This window comes from Endozoicomonas sp. (genome assembly GCF_965196975.1).
Classification (GTDB): Bacteria; Pseudomonadota; Gammaproteobacteria; order Pseudomonadales; family Endozoicomonadaceae; genus Endozoicomonas.
In genome coordinates, this window is the sequence record NZ_OZ239981.1 from 4,037,608 (window position 1) to 4,053,750 (window position 16,143).

General features: G+C 49.1%; 16 protein-coding genes. 3 read left to right on the forward strand and 13 right to left on the reverse strand.

What is annotated here, in order from left to right:
• Positions 1–89: 89 nt before the first annotated feature.
• The 4 genes from rlmB to ACOCLE_RS18195 form a co-directional block, all read right to left on the reverse strand.
• A complete protein-coding gene (gene rlmB, locus ACOCLE_RS18180) occupies positions 90–824 on the reverse strand; it encodes a 23S rRNA (guanosine(2251)-2'-O)-methyltransferase RlmB (RefSeq protein WP_419533655.1) in 735 nt (244 codons plus the stop codon).
• Between the two features lie 108 nt (positions 825–932).
• A complete protein-coding gene (locus ACOCLE_RS18185; RefSeq protein ID WP_419533656.1) occupies positions 933–1,274 on the reverse strand; it encodes a hypothetical protein in 342 nt (113 codons plus the stop codon).
• A gap of 150 nt (positions 1,275–1,424) precedes the next feature.
• The gene (locus tag ACOCLE_RS18190; RefSeq protein WP_419533657.1) at positions 1,425–1,757 is read right to left on the reverse strand and encodes a hypothetical protein; all 333 of its coding nucleotides are present in this window, start codon (positions 1,755–1,757) and stop codon (positions 1,425–1,427) included.
• A 165-nt stretch (positions 1,758–1,922) separates the two neighbouring features.
• Entirely contained in the window at positions 1,923–3,596 is a 1,674-nt protein-coding gene (locus tag ACOCLE_RS18195; protein ID WP_419533658.1) for an FAD-dependent oxidoreductase, read from the reverse strand.
• A 170-nt stretch (positions 3,597–3,766) separates the two neighbouring features.
• Between ACOCLE_RS18195 and ACOCLE_RS18200 the strand changes: the two genes are divergently transcribed.
• The 3 genes from ACOCLE_RS18200 to ACOCLE_RS18210 all read left to right on the forward strand — a co-directional run bounded on the left by ACOCLE_RS18200 (position 3,767) and on the right by ACOCLE_RS18210 (position 4,992).
• Positions 3,767–4,063: an ArsR/SmtB family transcription factor gene (locus tag ACOCLE_RS18200; protein WP_066017408.1), complete on the forward strand. Its 297-nt coding sequence runs from the start codon at positions 3,767–3,769 to the stop codon at positions 4,061–4,063.
• A 61-nt stretch (positions 4,064–4,124) separates the two neighbouring features.
• Entirely contained in the window at positions 4,125–4,544 is a 420-nt protein-coding gene (locus ACOCLE_RS18205) for a YeeE/YedE family protein (protein WP_419533659.1), read from the forward strand.
• 25 nt (positions 4,545–4,569) lie between these two features.
• Positions 4,570–4,992, forward strand: a complete 423-nt coding sequence (locus tag ACOCLE_RS18210; RefSeq protein ID WP_419533660.1) for a DUF6691 family protein — start codon at positions 4,570–4,572, stop codon at positions 4,990–4,992.
• Between the two features lie 108 nt (positions 4,993–5,100).
• On the opposite strand, the gene rnr is transcribed toward ACOCLE_RS18210, so the two are convergent.
• From rnr to hfq, 9 genes are all read right to left on the reverse strand, one after another.
• A complete protein-coding gene (gene rnr, locus ACOCLE_RS18215; protein ID WP_419533661.1) occupies positions 5,101–7,713 on the reverse strand; it encodes a ribonuclease R in 2,613 nt (870 codons plus the stop codon).
• Between the two features lie 306 nt (positions 7,714–8,019).
• Positions 8,020–9,312, reverse strand: coding sequence for an adenylosuccinate synthase (locus tag ACOCLE_RS18220; RefSeq protein WP_419533662.1), 1,293 nt, complete (start codon positions 9,310–9,312; stop codon positions 8,020–8,022).
• Between the two features lie 159 nt (positions 9,313–9,471).
• Positions 9,472–10,653 (reverse strand): ATP phosphoribosyltransferase regulatory subunit, encoded by a 1,182-nt coding sequence (locus ACOCLE_RS18225; protein ID WP_419533663.1) that lies wholly within the window; start codon positions 10,651–10,653, stop codon positions 9,472–9,474.
• Positions 10,654–10,747: 94 nt separating this feature from the next.
• Complete coding sequence (locus tag ACOCLE_RS18230) at positions 10,748–10,942, reverse strand: DUF2065 domain-containing protein (protein ID WP_066017448.1); 195 nt, start codon at positions 10,940–10,942, stop codon at positions 10,748–10,750.
• Positions 10,943–11,202: 260 nt separating this feature from the next.
• Complete coding sequence (gene hflC / locus ACOCLE_RS18235; RefSeq protein WP_066017447.1) at positions 11,203–12,078, reverse strand: protease modulator HflC; 876 nt, start codon at positions 12,076–12,078, stop codon at positions 11,203–11,205.
• Positions 12,075–13,241 carry an FtsH protease activity modulator HflK gene (gene hflK, locus ACOCLE_RS18240; protein ID WP_066017453.1) on the reverse strand — a complete coding sequence of 389 codons (1,167 nt, stop codon included), beginning with the start codon at positions 13,239–13,241 and terminating at the stop codon, positions 12,075–12,077. The genes hflC and hflK overlap by 4 nt, the downstream gene beginning before the upstream one ends.
• Positions 13,242–13,648: 407 nt before the next feature.
• On the reverse strand, positions 13,649–14,140 hold the full coding sequence (locus ACOCLE_RS18245) for a bacteriohemerythrin (RefSeq protein ID WP_066018282.1): 492 nt from the start codon (positions 14,138–14,140) through the stop codon (positions 13,649–13,651).
• Between the two features lie 206 nt (positions 14,141–14,346).
• Complete coding sequence (gene hflX / locus ACOCLE_RS18250) at positions 14,347–15,639, reverse strand: ribosome rescue GTPase HflX (RefSeq protein ID WP_419533664.1); 1,293 nt, start codon at positions 15,637–15,639, stop codon at positions 14,347–14,349.
• A gap of 153 nt (positions 15,640–15,792) precedes the next feature.
• Complete coding sequence (hfq, locus tag ACOCLE_RS18255) at positions 15,793–16,038, reverse strand: RNA chaperone Hfq (RefSeq protein ID WP_066018284.1); 246 nt, start codon at positions 16,036–16,038, stop codon at positions 15,793–15,795.
• Positions 16,039–16,143: the final 105 nt, after the last annotated feature.

The following is a 16,143-nucleotide window of genomic DNA, read 5'->3' on the forward strand; positions in this document are numbered from 1 at the left end:
ACTAAGAATAGAAATGACTGACTATTTTTGTGAGAACAATTTGAGATAGTCAGCATGCAGGAAAAAACGAAGAATGTTTCAGTTTATTGTTACTGTCTCTGACGAACCGCTTCAAACAAACATACGCCTGTAGCCACTGAAACGTTCAAACTACTGACAGAACCTGCCATTGGTATAAAAACTAACGAGTCACACAGGTCGCGTGTCAAACGGCGCATACCTTTACCTTCTGCGCCCATTACCAAAGCAAGAGAACCTTTTAAATCTGACTGATAGATATTGCCGGAACTCTCCCCTGCCGTACCGATCATCCAGATCCCCCGCTCTTTGAGCCATTCCATACTTCGTGCAAGGTTGGTCACCTGAATCAGAGGTACATTGTCTGCAGCTCCGCAGGCCACTTTGGTTGCAGTAGCGTTCAGGCTGGCAGACTTATCTCTGGGTACAATAACTGCATGCACTCCTGCCGCATCCGCTGTCCGCAGGCAGGCTCCCAGATTGTGCGGGTCAGTAACGCCGTCCAGAATCAGAAGAAATGGTGGTTGATCCAACCCATCCAGGATATCCTCCAGGTCTTCTTCCCGGTACACCCGGGCAGCAGATACTCTGGCCATAATACCCTGATGAACACCATCCGCTTTGGCATCAAGACGGCCGCGCTCAACAAACCGGACGGAAACTCCCTGATCTCTGGCCTGATCAACCAGTGCATTGATTCGCTTATCCGTTCGCCCTTTCTGAACCTGAAGTTCCAACACTCTTTCGGGCGACCGTTCAAACAGGCTCTGCACCGCATGCAGGCCAAATACTACGTCATTGCTCATTGATTTCTCATCTGAAAGCCCTAACAGGCCAGGGAGTTAAAACGGGATTTTAGCAAAATCAGCAAGGAACGGGCTATTGTTGATAACCTTATCCACATATCGGAGGTGCTAAGAACGACGACCAACACCATAACCGCCCAAAATAAGCCCTCCACCAACAGCTATCACGACAGGTACGACAAGTGGTGTTCCTCCAGAGAAAGTAGCCAACGCTGTAATTCCAGCACCTAGGATAAGGCCTCCACCCAGACACATAGCCGTAAGCGCAATCACTCTTCTCTTGCTAATAGACCTACCATCAGGCTTAAGCCAACCATCAATAGCTATAGCTTTTTTTGAAACCCATTTTTTTACGGACCTTCCCCAGCTCGAAGCCGTACTTTTATAAGAAGGCGCTTTAACTTTAGCGCGGTTCAAAGAAGCATGGTTGTTCACATTGATGAATGGCATAGTCACAGTCCGTTGTTTATTAGAAGTTATTCTTATTCAGAATGCAGCAATAAAAAAATTGATTCAGTTGTCATCAGCTCCTTCTGAAAAGCCCTCATTTTTTAATTTATCAATAAGGGCTAATTTCTTATGTATTCAATAATGACTCTGTCAGGACTGTTTTTGACGAGTACAGCGATAGATAAGACAACCACCTCCCAATAACACTCCACCAGCAATAACCCAAGGTGTTACTTTTGCAGCAGCAACCCCGAGACAAACACCACCCGCAACCATACCTACAAGAACTGCAATCCGAAATGCTTTTAATTTTTTATTCCGAGCCTTAGTTACCCAGTCACGAAGACCTTTAACTGTTTTACCAACACTTCGGCAAACCTTCCGAAAGCCGGAAAAGATGCCTGATGAGCGACTATTTCCAGACTTCGGGCTTAAAGAATGGTTTCCCCCATTAGCTGCTTGACCTGCTCTCATGCTAAGCATATTGAAATCCTTTTCATATGACTATTTAGCTATCAAGGTGCATCAAGAAACCACAACCTGCACTAACAATGCGGTTAGAAAAATCGGCATAAAAAGCAGAATCATTGACCATCAGTACTATGCGCTGGAGTCGATTAGACAAAGGTATTACTTAATGATTGGTCTCTACTTATCCGCCATTAGCCAGGTCTTATAGCCACCGGCTAAATTTGCTGCTTTAAATCCATTATTAACCAGCTGCCTGAAGGCTACGTAGCCCCGCAAGCCAACCTGGCAATAAACAATAATCCTTTTGTCTCTGGGAAGCTCTTTGTGACGTCCGCGTAGCTGATCCAATGGAATATTGACTGCCCCGGGAATGGCGCCTAGTTCAGCTAATTCCCCAGGATTTCGGACATCCAGCAAAAGACAGTATTCAGGCAGGCTATCAATCGCATCGTAATGAATAATGGTTAAATCATCTTTCAGGATATTAGTTGCCACAAACGCAGCCTGATTAATAACATCCTTGGCACTGCCAAAAGGTGGTGCGTAGGTAAGTTCCAGGTGCTGCAACTGTTCAACGGTCATGCCTGCCCTGATAGCAACAGCAATGACATCAATACGTTTATCAATACCCTCTTTACCCAGTGCCTGCGCTCCTAGCACCTTGCCAGTAGCACGATCAAAGATCAGTTTCAGTGAGACCGTCTCTGATCCAGGGTAATAGCTGGCGTGACTGGCTCCATGCACATAGACCTTTTCATAATCGATCTCTTCCCGTTTAAGCGCTTTTTCATTTTTACCGGTGGCCGCTACGGCAAGGTCAAAGACTTTACAAATAGCAGTTCCCTGAGTTCCCTGGTACGTCTCATGTCGTCCCAGCATATTGTCGGCTGCGATACGTCCCTGACGATTGGCCGGGCCGGCCAGAGGTACCAGTGCAGGTTTTCCGGTCATAAAGTCACTGTCTTCTATGGCATCTCCCACGGCATAAATATCCGGGTCACTGGTCTGCATGTAAGCATTGGTCGCTATGCCTCCCAGCGGGCCTAAGGCTAATCCTGCCTCATGAGCAAGCCTGGTCTCAGGCCTCACACCTACCGCCATGACCAGCAGTTCAGTTTTAATGATGTCACCATTACTCAGCATTAACGACAAATGACCGGTTTTACCTTCCGCTGTTGAAGGGTGAAACTGGATACTTTCCAAAGCTACACCCAACTTCAAATCAATGCCTTTGCCCGCTATTTCCTGATGCAGAAAAGCAGCCATTTCCGGATCTACAGGCGCCATGACCTGATTCGATAACTCGATCAGTGATGTCTTAGTCCCACGGTGATGGAATGCCTCCATCATTTCCAGACCTATAAACCCCCCACCAATCACAGTTGCATGTTCAGGCTTATTTTCAGCAATAGCATTGAGAATGTTGTCCATATCAGGAACATTGCGAAGAGAAAACGTCAGCGGATTCTCAATCCCATCAATGGGGGGAATCACAGGGGCCGCTCCCGGGCTCAATAGCAGCCTGTCATAGGACTCTACGGACTCTGAAAGATTCAAACAGTTTCTGACCGTGACTGTCTTATCCTGTCGATTAATACGAACAACTTCTGAATGAACCCGCACATCTACATTAAAGCGATTGAGAAAGCTGTCTGGGGTCTGGAGCAACAAAGCATCCCTTTCTTCAATCTCTCCGCCAATATGATAAGGCAGACCACAGTTAGCAAATGAGACATAAGGCCCACGCTCGAACAGAACGATTTCAGCACTTTCGCTCAAACGACGAGCCCGTGCCGCAGCAGAAGCCCCGCCCGCCACACCGCCAACGATAACAATCTTTTCGGTAGACACCGGCTTTTCTCCCTTCTCTTCAGCAACAAGTGTCGGACAATTTATTAGAATAAACTAATATAGTCTACACTTAATTAGAAAAAAAAAATCTAATATAGTATTGACTGAACTAAGTCAGTTGGTAGGATTGGGATTATTTTGACGACGGCTAATAATGAGGCCTACTTCCCATGATGCTTGAAGAGATGCAAACCAGAGCCTCAGAAGCTGCCGGTATTCTGAAAATCATGTCCCACCCCGAGCGCCTTATGGTGCTTTGCCAATTGGTTCAGGGAGAGATGGGTGCAGGTCAGCTGCAGGAATGCTCAGCACTGAGCCAATCAGCATTTTCTCAACACCTCACGGTATTGAGAAAACATGAGCTGGTGAAGTCCCGCAAGGAATCACAGCAGGTATTTTATTCGCTGGCAGATCCACGGGTTGAAGAGATTCTCAAAGCGCTTTACAGCGTATTCTGTGATCCCTGATTCACCGGACTCTATTTACCCAGAGCAATCTCCATAACCACAACAACACAAAGGAAGCTTTATGGAGTTCACAATTCCATGGTCGTCTTTACTGGGCGGCATGCTAATGGGCAGCGCTGGCCTACTGCTGCTGCTCTTTAATGGAAAAATTGCTGGCATCAGCGGTATCCTGGGAGGGTTGATCTCTCCAGGGCGGAATGACTTCCTGTGGAGACTTTTGTTCATCATCGGGATGATCGGTGGCGGCTGGTTATCCATGCAGATCCTGGGAATCACCTTTCCAGAAACTTATAACGCATCAACCCTCATTATCCTGTTGGCGGGACTGCTTGTTGGTATCGGTGCCGGGGTTGGTAACGGCTGTACCAGCGGTCATGGAATATGCGGTATCGGGCGTCTTTCTATCCGCTCTATTGTTGCTACCTGTGTCTTCATGGCAATAGCAGGCATTACCGTGTTCATCCGGCTGCATATGGTTTAAGGGTCCGTGTTTAAAGGAGAGCGTTATGAATTATGCGATTACATTGCTGACCGGCGTGCTGTTCGGTATTGGAATGGCACTGTCGGGCATGATAAACCCCGAGCTGGTGACTGCATTTCTTGACGTCAGCGGTCAGTGGAACCCAACCCTGATGTTTGTAATGGGGGGAGCCCTGGCAGTGTTTATTCCCGGGTATCAATTACTGATCAAAGCAAGAGCCAAGCCAGTGCTCGGTAATGATTGGAGCCTGAACAAAAGCAAGGTCATTGATGCGCCACTTGTGGTGGGTGCCAGCCTTTTTGGAATCGGATGGGGTTTACTGGGTGTTTGTCCGGGCCCGGCTGTAACGTCAGCATTTTCTGGCAACAGCGCCGTGTGGATGTTCATTGCGGCCATGATGGCGGGGTTGTTCATCAGCCATCAACTAAAAACCAAAATATTGAGATGAGTCACTTCTGAAAGATGTTTATATAACCACGAAGATCACGAGGTACACAAAGGAAGAAAATTATCTCCTCCTTGGTGAACTTCGTGCTCTTTGTGGTTAAAAAAAAGCTTACTCGCTGACCTTCCGTTTACGAGGCTGTCTGCCTGCTGGCTTTGAGGCCTTGGCTGAATCAGGCTTCTTGGCACTGCTCTTTTTCTTCTTACCCGCAACCTTCTTTTTGCTGGAAGCGGCTGGCTTGCCCTTTTTACCCGTCGTTTTGGAAGGTTTTCTGCCTTTCGGCTTACGACCCGACGGTTGACCATCCTCGGAAGCACCTTTAGCAGATGATGAAGAGCCCTTCCCTTTTTTAGCCGCTTCTTCAGCTGCCTTAGCTTCTCTGAGCAGTTTCGCCTTGGCCGCTGCAGACTTAAATCGACTGCCTAACGCAGCACTTCCTGATGAGCGGGATTTTTTAGCAGAACCGGACTTACTGGATGACTTTCTTCTTCCAGGCTTACTAAGCGCTGACAGCAGTTCAAAGTCAATCTTCTTATCATCCAGATCAACCTTACTGACCATCACTTCCAGTTCATCACCCAGACCAAACCGACGTCCGGTCCGCTCACCGCGCATACAGTGATGCACATTGTCGTAAATGTAATAATCATCTGGCAGACTGGTCACGTGAACCAAGCCCTCGACAAATACATCTTTCAGCTCAACAAACAACCCAAAGCCGGTGACTGAAGAGACGATACCGCTGAAGGTTTGACCAATATGTTGCTGCATATAGTCACACTTCAACCAGTCCATCGCATCACGGGTTGCCAGATCAGCCCGTCGTTCTGTCGCAGAGCAGTGCTCTCCCAGTGATTGAATATCACCCGTTTTATAAGGGTAGATGCGCTTTTCCGGTATTGGGCTGGCCCCCACACGAACCACATGCCGGGAAGGAATCTCTGAGCGAATAATGTGACGAATCGCCCTGTGCACCAGTAGATCAGGGTAACGCCGGATAGGCGAGGTAAAGTGCGCATAAGCCTTAAAGGCCAGACCAAAGTGCCCCTGATTATCACCACTGTAGACCGCCTGACTCATCGAGCGCAGTACCACGGTCTGAATCACATGGTAATCAGGGCGATCTTTTACCTTAAGCAACAATGCCTGAATATCACGAGGGGTAATTTTCCCTGAGGGAAGTGCCAAACCCAGGCTGCCAAGAAAGCTGTTCAGGTTCAGCTTCTTCTCCAGCGTCGGCCCTTCGTGCACCCGGTAGAGCCCCGGGAGATTATGCTTCTCAAGAAACTTTGCCGCGCACACATTGGCACACAGCATACATTCTTCAATGAGCTTGTGAGCGTCATTACGCTCCCTTGGCACAATCTGCTCAATCTTACGGTGGCGACCAAAAATAATCTGTGTTTCTACCGTATCAAAATCAATCGTACCCCGCTCTGCCCGCACGGATACCAATGTTTTATACAGTGAGTACAGGTGCTCAAGGTGAGGCACTAGCGGCTTGTACTCTTTCCGTAGCTCCCGGCCCTCATCACTGAGGGACAACATATCCCAGACCTTGGTATACGTCAGACGGGCATGGGAGCGGATAACACTTTCATAGAATTTATAACCGGAAATCTTGCCTTTGCCACTGATGGTCATTTCACAGACCATTGCAAGTCGATCTACTTCGGGATTCAGAGAACACAAGCCATTGGACAGGACTTCAGGCAACATGGGAATAACATGCCCCGGGAAGTAAACCGATGTCCCCCGGTTAACCGCTTCCTTATCCAGAGCCGAGCCTGGTTTCACATAATTAGAGACGTCCGCAATTGCAACAAAAAGTCGCCAGCCTCCACCTTTTTTCGGCTCACAATAAACCGCATCATCAAAATCACGGGCATCTTCACCGTCAATAGTGACAAACGGCGTTTCCCGCAAATCGACCCTGAATTCTTTATCGGATTCTGCAACCTCGGTAGTAAAACTCTTGCACTGTTTTTCTACCTCTTCCGGCCAGTCATGAGGGATATTATGGGTGCGAACAGCAACCTCAACCTCCATTCCGGCATCGGCTCTGCCACCCAGAATTTCCTTAACGATCCCCATAGGCATGTTGCGACGCCCGGGCTGCTGGGTAATTTCCAACAGAATATATTGTCCCTCCGTTGGCATCAGCGGGCCCGGTTGAACAATAATTTCCCGGCTGATGCGGGGGTTCTCAGGCACCATAAAGGCTGCACCGGACTCGGTATAGTAGCGACCAACAACTTGTGTCGTATTTCTCTCAAGCACCTCAACCAGCTGACCTTCCCTGCGCCCCCGATGATCAACGCCTGATCCACGTACTACCGCACGATCGCCATCAAACAATTGCCTCATCTCACGGGGGGACAGGTAGAGGTCATCGCCACCACCATCCGGAATTAAAAAGCCAAATCCTTCTTTATTTCCCTGAACAACACCTTTGATAAGATTCAGCTTACTGATCAGGGCAAAAGCATTCTTTCGATTTTGCAGCAGCTGACCATCACGGATCATCGCCTTCAGGCGAAACATCAGCGCTTCTTTTTGCTCTTCGTCGTTTATACCCAGTTCACGGCATAACGCCCGATGACTGACTGGCGCACCCATTTGCTCAAGGTATTCCATGATGAACAGACGACTGGGGATGGGGTTTTCATAGCGCTCTGCTTCGAGAGATGCCTGACTATCCTGGCTTTTCCACCCTTTTGACATGTGGTTATTGCACCTCTTTACCAGCTCATGGCTGCTTTAGGGAAATAAAAATGCATTGTCATACCGTTTTCTTTTAGCTCAGGGCTTTCGCTAGCTCATGGCTGCCTTCAGCTCGGGTCGTGGTGGAAGGAAAACATTGAATCCATTCTGTATTAGTACATGTATCGGCGAGTCAATGCAAAGAGGGTGGCTAAAATAAAATGCCAATAAAAGAATAGCCGATCCATCCCATGATAAACCGGCTATTTCTTTTTAAGAGAAATCAGGGGCTATTGACGTTTAGTCTCAAGTCCCTGATCGGAGCAATCAGGCAAACGGCTGACGCAGGACAATAGTTTCTACACGATCAGGTCCGGTAGAAATAATATCAATCGGCGCACCGGTTACTTCTTCAAGACGCTTGATGTAAGCCAGTGCATTGGCAGGCAGCTCATCAAGACTCTTCACACCAAACGTAGACTCGCTCCAGCCTGGCATCTCTTCATAAACAGGCTGAACAGACTCGTACTCTTCAACATCAACAGGCGTAGTAATGGACTCACCATCAGCATTCTTGTAATCCACGCAGATGCGGATCGTTTCAAGACCATCAAGCACGTCTAACTTGGTCAGGCAAAGACCACTGACAGAGTTGATCTGAATAGCCTGTCTCAGGGCGACGGCATCAAACCAGCCACAACGACGTGGACGGCCGGTAGTAGCGCCAAACTCATTACCTACTTTGGCAAGATGGCGTCCATTTTCATCATCCAGCTCTGTTGGGAAGGGGCCTGAACCAACACGGGTAGTGTAAGCCTTGGTAATACCCAGTACGTAATCCAGGTACAGCGGGCCAAAACCAGTACCAGTAGAGGTACCACCAGCGGTGGTGTTGGATGAGGTTACAAACGGGTAAGTACCGTGGTCGATGTCCAACAGAGAACCCTGGGCACCTTCAAACAGAATATGGTCGCCACGCCCATGATGCTCATGCAGACGGTCTGATACACGATCAATCATCGGAATCAGTTCCTTGGCCATGGCCAGCGTGTCGTCCAGAACGGTCTGGTAATCTACGGCTTCTGCCTTGTAGTAGTGTTGCAGGGCAAAGTTGTGATAATCCATCACTTCTTTCAGCTTTCTGGCAAAACGCTCAGGGTGCAGCAGATCAGCAACGCGCAGACCTCTGCGGGCCACCTTATCTTCATAAGCAGGACCGATACCACGACCTGTAGTACCGATTTTTGCTTCACCACGGGCCAGCTCACGCGCCTGATCCAGTGCCACATGATAAGGCAGAATCAGAGGACAGGCCGGGCTGAGTTTCAGGCGCTCACGAACAGGAACACCGGTTTCTTCCAGCTGCTTCATCTCTTTCAGCAGCGCTTCAGGAGACAGCACAACACCGTTACCGATGTAGCAAACCACATCTTCCCGCAGGATTCCGGAAGGAATCAGGTGCAGAACGGTTTTCTCACCATTAATAACAAGGGTGTGTCCGGCATTATGGCCGCCCTGGAAGCGAACAACGGCTTCAGCCTGCTCCGTCAGCAGGTCGACAATCTTGCCTTTACCTTCATCACCCCACTGGGTGCCAAGTACGACAACAGTCTTACCCATGGAATCGGTCTCTTAGTTTCAATGCAATGCAGCCTGACGCTGCATCAGTAACTTTACAAATCCGCAGAACACCTGCGGAAAAACACGGCAATCGGTTGCCACCCCGAACGGCATACTGTTCCACCGATACTTCCTGGCGGAGCAGACCTTGATGCCATTTTATAAAGGTTCAACCAACCATTCGCCGTCACGGCAGATCAGCTGATGGTTGCAACCCATGCCCGCTGCTTCTGTCCCTTGCCCGGGCAATTGGCGAACTACCCGTTCCCCCTGCCGACGCAGGGACTGCACAATGGCAGCATCCGCATCAACAGGTGCAAAAATGGTTGTGCCTTCTGTACAGTCATCTGTACTTTCTGCTTTCAGTTCCAGCAACGCCTTGAGGTCAGTACTGAAACCTGTCGCTGGACGTGATCGGCCAAAGGCTTCACCGATCCCATCATAGCGTCCGCCTTTAGCGACAGCCTGGCCCTGACCGGGCAGATAGGCCGCAAAAACGACACCCGTATGATAGTTGTAACCCCTGAGCTCTCCCAGGTCGAAATAAAAACCAGCACCTGGGTAAAGGCTGGTAATCTCTTTTGCAATCAACCCAAGCTCATCCAGAGCCGTGGTAACGCCCTCAGGGGCATCAGCCAGCTCCCCTCTGGCCCGTTCAAGTATTTCCGGGCCACCTGCCAGATTGGGCAGGCTTTTCAACATCCTCGCGGACACCTCACTGATATCCCAACGGCTTACCAGCTGTTCAACCTCAGAGATCGCTTTTCGCTGTAGGGCATCAAAGAGCTCCAGCTCCTGATCACCCGACAGTCCGGCCTGAGATGCCAGTAGCCGATATATCTGCACATGCCCGAGATCCAGGCTGACGGAATCGGCATCCACCTGAGCCAGGGTTTCCAGCATCAGGGAAATCACTTCCAGGTCACTTTCAACACCAGAGTGACCATACAGCTCTGCACCGATCTGGATCGGCGATCTTGAAGCCCCTAGAGAAGCCGGGCGGGCGTGAAAGACACTGCCTGCATAACAGAGTCTTACTGGTCCATCCACTTTCAGGGTGTGCGCATCAATCCTTGCCACCGCAGGTGTTGTATCTGCCCTTAACCCCATGGTTCTACCGGTCAATTGATCGGTTACCTTGAAGGTTTGCAGATCAAGGTCATGACCGACACCTGCCGTCAGCGATTCCATAAACTCCAGATGGGGAGGAATCACCAGCTGGTAACCCCAGCGGTCAAACAGGTCGAGCATGTCGCGCCTTAACTTTTCGGCACAACGGGCCCTGCCGGGAAGAATTTCCTCAATTCCATCAGGCAGCAGCCAGCGATCAGCGACGGTCATAACAGCCTCTCTTATTGTTACTGTGGAATTTTTTTCTTCGCTCCTTTCCCACCGAGCCATGCCTGGTTATTGGAAAGTTTCCAGAGCGAAGTGGCTAACCATTGATCAGATACAGTAAAGCCACACCCACCAGCATGCTGATCAAACCGGCAATTCTGAGTTGCCGATCATCAATTTCAGCCAGCCGGCTTACTAATTGTCGCCAGCGTTGTGGGTAAAGAAATGGCACAACCCCCTCAAGCACCAGCATCAAGCTGAAAGCAATCAACAATTGCTGCCCAAAGTCCATTGTCCATTCTCCGCTGATGATACCAATCGAACTTTCTAACTCCCTGTTGTGCTGAAGATTTGAGCTTTATCCTGCGTTGGCAATCATCGCCATAACTAAAGCTCAAGCTTTCATGCTCATAACGAGAGTCAGGAAGCACAACCGGTATTAGATCCCAGCATGGCCATGAGTTCATAGCCACACGTTCAATGAACCCACACACGAAAAAACCGGGCGAGGCCCGGTTTTGATAATATTACCACTCTATTAGCAAGAGTTCATTATTTGCCTTGCTTATCGTGGTTAAAGTAGCGGAAGAAATCACCTTTCGGCTCAATCAGCATGATGTCACCAGACTCTCCAAAGCTCTCTTTGTAGGCCTGAAGGCTACGATAGAAAGCATAGAACTCCGGATCCTGCTGATAAGCTTTGGCATAAATCTCAGCGGATTTGGCATCCCCATCACCACGAACCATTTCAGACTGACGATAGGCATCGGCCAGAACCACCCGCTTTTCACGGTCGGCATTCGCCATGATACCTTCTGCCATCTCCTGACCACGGGAACGATAGTCCTGAGCCTCTTTCTCACGCTCGGATGACATCCGCTCGAATACGGAGTCACTGACCTGTGGAGGCAGGTCAATCCGCTTGATACGAACATCCATAACGCTGACACCAAGCTCCTTCTGGGCAACTTCATTCAGCGTTTTAGTCAGTTCATCCATCATCTCGTCACGCTGGCCAGAGACCACTTCGTTCAGAGTGAGGCTACCAAACTGGTTCCGCATACTGGACTCAGCACGCTGGGCAAGCAGGTTGCTGGCACGGAATACATCCCCCGCCGTTGCACGGTAGAAGTCGTAGACATTATGAATTCGCCACTTGATGTAGGAATCCACAATAACCGCTTTCTGCTCAAGCGTCAGGAAACGCTCGGATGGAACATCAAGCGTCTGCAGACGACCATCGAACACCTTTACCTTGTCAATCAGCGGGATTTTCACATGCAGGCCCGGAGGAATGCTGTCGCGAACCACCTGACCAAAACGAAGTTGAACCGCTCTCTCCCGCTCGGAGATAACAAACAAACTCCCCCATGCCAGTATCACAACAACCAGGGAAATAATCAGTCCAGTGAAGGCTTTCTGACTCATCGACTTACCCTCCCTCCACTGACTCGCGAGCTATTGACGCGCTTATTCAATTCTTCTGTCACCCGGGTGGTAATCTCGTTTAATTCCTGTGCTGACAGCTGTCTGGAAGGCATATTGCTGCTGCCATGAGACTGTGTCAGTTTATCCAGCGGCAGATACATCATGTTATTGCCACCTTCAACATCCACCAGGACCTTGTTGGACTTACTGAACACTTCTTCAATGGTTTCAATGTACAGACGCTCACGGGTGACGTCCGGAGCCCGCTTATATTCGCCCATCAGCTTCACGAAACGATCCGCTTCACCCTCTGCCTTAGCGACAACCTCATCACGGTAACCGTTGGCATTCTCGATGATACGTTGAGCCTGACCACGGGCTTCAGGAACGATCTTGTTGGCATACACCTGAGCCTTGTTCTTAGCTCTTTCTTCGTCCTCACGGGCGCGGATAACGTCATCAAACGCTGCCTGCACTTCTTTTGGAGGATGAGCACTCTCAATGTTGACCTTGGCAACATTCAGGCCGGTACCGTAGCTGTCCAGATAGGCCTGAAGGCGATCGCGCACTTCAATACCCATCACTTCACGGCCTTCAGTCAACACCTGATACATCTCGGAACCACCAACAACATGGCGCAGAGCACTTTGTGTCGCTTCTTCCAGACTCACCAGAGGCTTGGCAACGTTGAGCACATAGTCTTTGATGTCTTCAATGTTGTACTGAACCGACATGGCCACTTCGACGATATTCTCGTCTTCAGTCAGCATTTGCTGCAGAAGGTTGTACGTCCGAAGTTCAGTAACCCGCTCCTGAAACTTGGTTTCAATAGGAGGAAAGTACATATGCAGACCAGGGCCAACAGTCTCTGCATACTCACCAAACCGAAGAATGACGGCCTGCTCCTTTTCATCAACGGTATAGACCGCATTCCAGATATAAGCAGCAACAGCCAGAATAAGGATGCCAATAAACATTCCGGAAGAAGAGCCTGCCTGGGCACCACCCCCGGAACCGCCTTTACGACCTCCCCCAAACATGGAATTCAGTTTTTCCTGAAATTTGCGAAAAGCATCATCCAGGTCCGGTGGTCCTTGCTTATCGCCTTTGTTACCACCGCCCCATGGATCCTGGTTATTTCCACCCGGCTCGTTCCAGGCCATATATGTCTCCGTAGAGTCAGCATCAAATTGAATTTTGGTTTGAGCATCCCTGTTACTGGGGACGACATGCTATTAAATCAATTGCCGGTCCATCAGAGGATGTGCATACCATAGTCACCTTCAGACCTTGAGAGCCTGCCAGGTATGACATGACGTCGCAGGATAAATTTCCAGAGCAGCCATCAACTTTCACTCCACCACAGGGGAGTAAAAAATGCAACGTATCCTTGCTGTCCGGGATCCTGTCACACCTTTACGGGCACTCGATATGACGTGCACCGTAAAGATAGTTCCTGAGCCAGATTGTAGAGTTTGGATAGCGAATAGCGCAAGCCGAATTGGTAAAGACCGCAACGGATTTTCTTTACAAACACCGAATTAGAGCTGTTTCGCCCAAATTTCATCCATCATTCGTGATGAAATATTCGGTCCAGCCAGGAACGCTTTTTATAATTTGCAGCTACACCTTTTGAAAGCATAAAGGGAACATATTCCCGATCCTCTTCCATAATGTGCTTGGTCAGCCAGACTCTTAAAAAATGAAGCAGTTCAAAGCTGACCTGCTGCCCCTGCCCCACCTTCTCATGCAGGCCATTCACCTGATCAATCAGTTGAGTGTGATGTTTTTTATGCTCTTCATAATCCGGGTATCCGAGTACCCGCATCAATGACTCTTCTACCGTAAAATGAATCCGGGTGTATTCTACCAAACGCCCCAGAATTTCATGAGCAACTTCTGATCCATGCCTTTCATGAATAGCACGGTGCAGCTCATTGAGCAGATCCACCAGAACCCGATGCTGGGCATCAATCTCTTCTATACCCACACAGAGTTTATCCGACCAGGGGAATAACTCTTCTGAATTATTATCCAATACCGCACTTTCAGCATTCAGCATCACTGCAATCCATTTTGTAAGTGAGTTTTCCCTGCTGTCAGAAAACTTACCAATATCCAGTTATTGCTGTTTACCTGGGCCCAACAAATGAGGAACCCAATATTTTTTACTGGTAAACAGTCAGCAGAAACAACAGAAAGGTAATATTGAAGAGAAAGGGATCTGCACGTATTGATCTGGATCAATACGTACAAACCGCATCGTTATTAGAGCGTGGAATGAAAACAACTGTCGCCAAGGCCTTCCTGCTTGGAAATGCGTTCAAAATCGGGTTTTGGCAAACGAATATCCAGAACGATATCACCACTCTCAGAGTAGGCTTCTGACTGAATAGCCCCCAGCTTGTAGAGACGGGCTCGAATACGCCCCTGGGCTGGCTTCAGGGTTAACTGTCCCTGCAGCATATCATCCGAAAGCAACTCTTTGATGGCTTCCTGAAGAAGGTCAACACCATCACCGGTAACCGCCGATACCCAGACCCGAACAGGCCGCCCTTCATCATTTCGCTGAATTTTCGGTTCTACACCCTGCAAAAGGTCAATCTTGTTATAGACCTCCAGTTGCGGCACTTCATCGGCATTGATCTCTTTTAATACCGAATGAACCTGATCCATGTTTTCCAGACGTTCTGGATCATGACTGTCAATCACATGCAGTAGAAGATCAGCCTGGCGGGTTTCTTCAAGTGTTGCTCGAAATGCCTCAACCAGTTTATGAGGAAGATGACGGATGAAGCCTACAGTATCTGCAAGTACTACTGGTCCAATATCCGGTAAATCAATTCTGCGCAGTGTTGGGTCAAGGGTGGCAAACAATTGGTCAGCTGCGTAAACCACAGATTCCGTCACGCGGTTAAAAAGTGTCGACTTACCGGCATTTGTATATCCAACCAGTGAAACCTGAGGAACTTCTGCTCTCTGCCTGGAACGTCGCCCCTGCTCACGCTGCTTACGTACCTTTTCCAGACGACGGCTTATGCTTTTGATACGCGCTCTGAGAAGACGACGGTCAGTTTCCAGCTGGGTTTCACCCGGTCCTCTGAGGCCAATACCACCCTTCTGCCGCTCAAGGTGGGTCCAGCCACGAACCAGTCGTGTACTCATGTGTTGCAACTGAGCCAGCTCAACCTGCAGCTTACCTTCAAAGGTTCTGGCACGCTGGGCAAATATATCCAGAATCAGTCCAGTACGATCAATAACCCTGCACTGCAACTCTTTTTCAAGGTTACGTTCCTGGCTTGGTGAGAGGGCATGATTAAACAGCACAACATCGACATCGTGCAGTACAACCAGCTGACGGATTTCTTCAACTTTGCCGGGACCGACAAAGAAACGGGGATTGGGATGTTTGCAGCCTGCGGTAATAAATGCGGCAGACTCAACGCCAGCGGAGCGCACCAGCTCCATGAATTCCTGGGGGTCTTCCCGCTCACGATCATCGTTCAATTCCAGATGAACGAGAACTGCGGCTTCACCACCCTCATGGCGGTCAAAAAACAAATAGATCTCCTAAAAAGCCACGAACCGCGCGCATAACAGCTGGGAACCAGCTCAGAGAAACCTGAAAATAAGACAGCGCCACATGGCTCATTATTAAAATAAACAGGAAACACCTAAAGGCGCCTATGCGCCCTCAAGATGCATCATGCAAGATTACTCATGCTCAGGCTGATCAGTACCCTGCATTGGCAGACGAACTGGACGGCTTGGGACAACAGTAGAAACAGCGTGCTTGTAGACCATCTGACTCACTGTGTTCTTAAGAAGAATAACGAACTGATCGAAAGACTCAATCTGCCCCTGAAGCTTAATACCATTAACCAGGTAGATAGAAACTGGCACGCGTTCTTTACGCAGCACATTCAGGTAAGGGTCTTGTAGAGAATGCCCTTTTGACATTTCTGTACTCCTTTTAATTCTCGGGTTTTTGAATAGCCATGTTTCACTTTGGGGAGGACTATCCGCTAGACCGGCTGTGCCAGTACTCGTTGTTCAATATATGTA

Coding starts and splice junctions, on each gene's coding strand:
- ACOCLE_RS18225 (WP_419533663.1), bottom strand. CDS start 10,653: ATGACCGTCGCTGATCGCTGGCTGCTGCCTGATGGAATTGAGGAAATT.
- ACOCLE_RS18230 (WP_066017448.1), bottom strand. CDS start 10,942: ATGGACTTTGGGCAGCAATTGTTGATTGCTTTCAGCTTGATGCTGGTG.
- hflK (WP_066017453.1), bottom strand. CDS start 13,241: ATGGCCTGGAACGAGCCGGGTGGAAATAACCAGGATCCATGGGGCGGT.
- ACOCLE_RS18245 (WP_066018282.1), bottom strand. CDS start 14,140: ATGCTGAATGCTGAAAGTGCGGTATTGGATAATAATTCAGAAGAGTTA.
- hfq (WP_066018284.1), bottom strand. CDS start 16,038: ATGTCAAAAGGGCATTCTCTACAAGACCCTTACCTGAATGTGCTGCGT.
- ACOCLE_RS18205 (WP_419533659.1), top strand. CDS start 4,125: ATGGAGTTCACAATTCCATGGTCGTCTTTACTGGGCGGCATGCTAATG.
- rnr (WP_419533661.1), bottom strand. CDS start 7,713: ATGTCAAAAGGGTGGAAAAGCCAGGATAGTCAGGCATCTCTCGAAGCA.
- ACOCLE_RS18200 (WP_066017408.1), top strand. CDS start 3,767: ATGATGCTTGAAGAGATGCAAACCAGAGCCTCAGAAGCTGCCGGTATT.
- ACOCLE_RS18220 (WP_419533662.1), bottom strand. CDS start 9,312: ATGGGTAAGACTGTTGTCGTACTTGGCACCCAGTGGGGTGATGAAGGT.
- ACOCLE_RS18190 (WP_419533657.1), bottom strand. CDS start 1,757: ATGCTTAGCATGAGAGCAGGTCAAGCAGCTAATGGGGGAAACCATTCT.
- hflC (WP_066017447.1), bottom strand. CDS start 12,078: ATGAGTCAGAAAGCCTTCACTGGACTGATTATTTCCCTGGTTGTTGTG.
- ACOCLE_RS18210 (WP_419533660.1), top strand. CDS start 4,570: ATGAATTATGCGATTACATTGCTGACCGGCGTGCTGTTCGGTATTGGA.
- rlmB (WP_419533655.1), bottom strand. CDS start 824: ATGAGCAATGACGTAGTATTTGGCCTGCATGCGGTGCAGAGCCTGTTT.
- ACOCLE_RS18185 (WP_419533656.1), bottom strand. CDS start 1,274: ATGCCATTCATCAATGTGAACAACCATGCTTCTTTGAACCGCGCTAAA.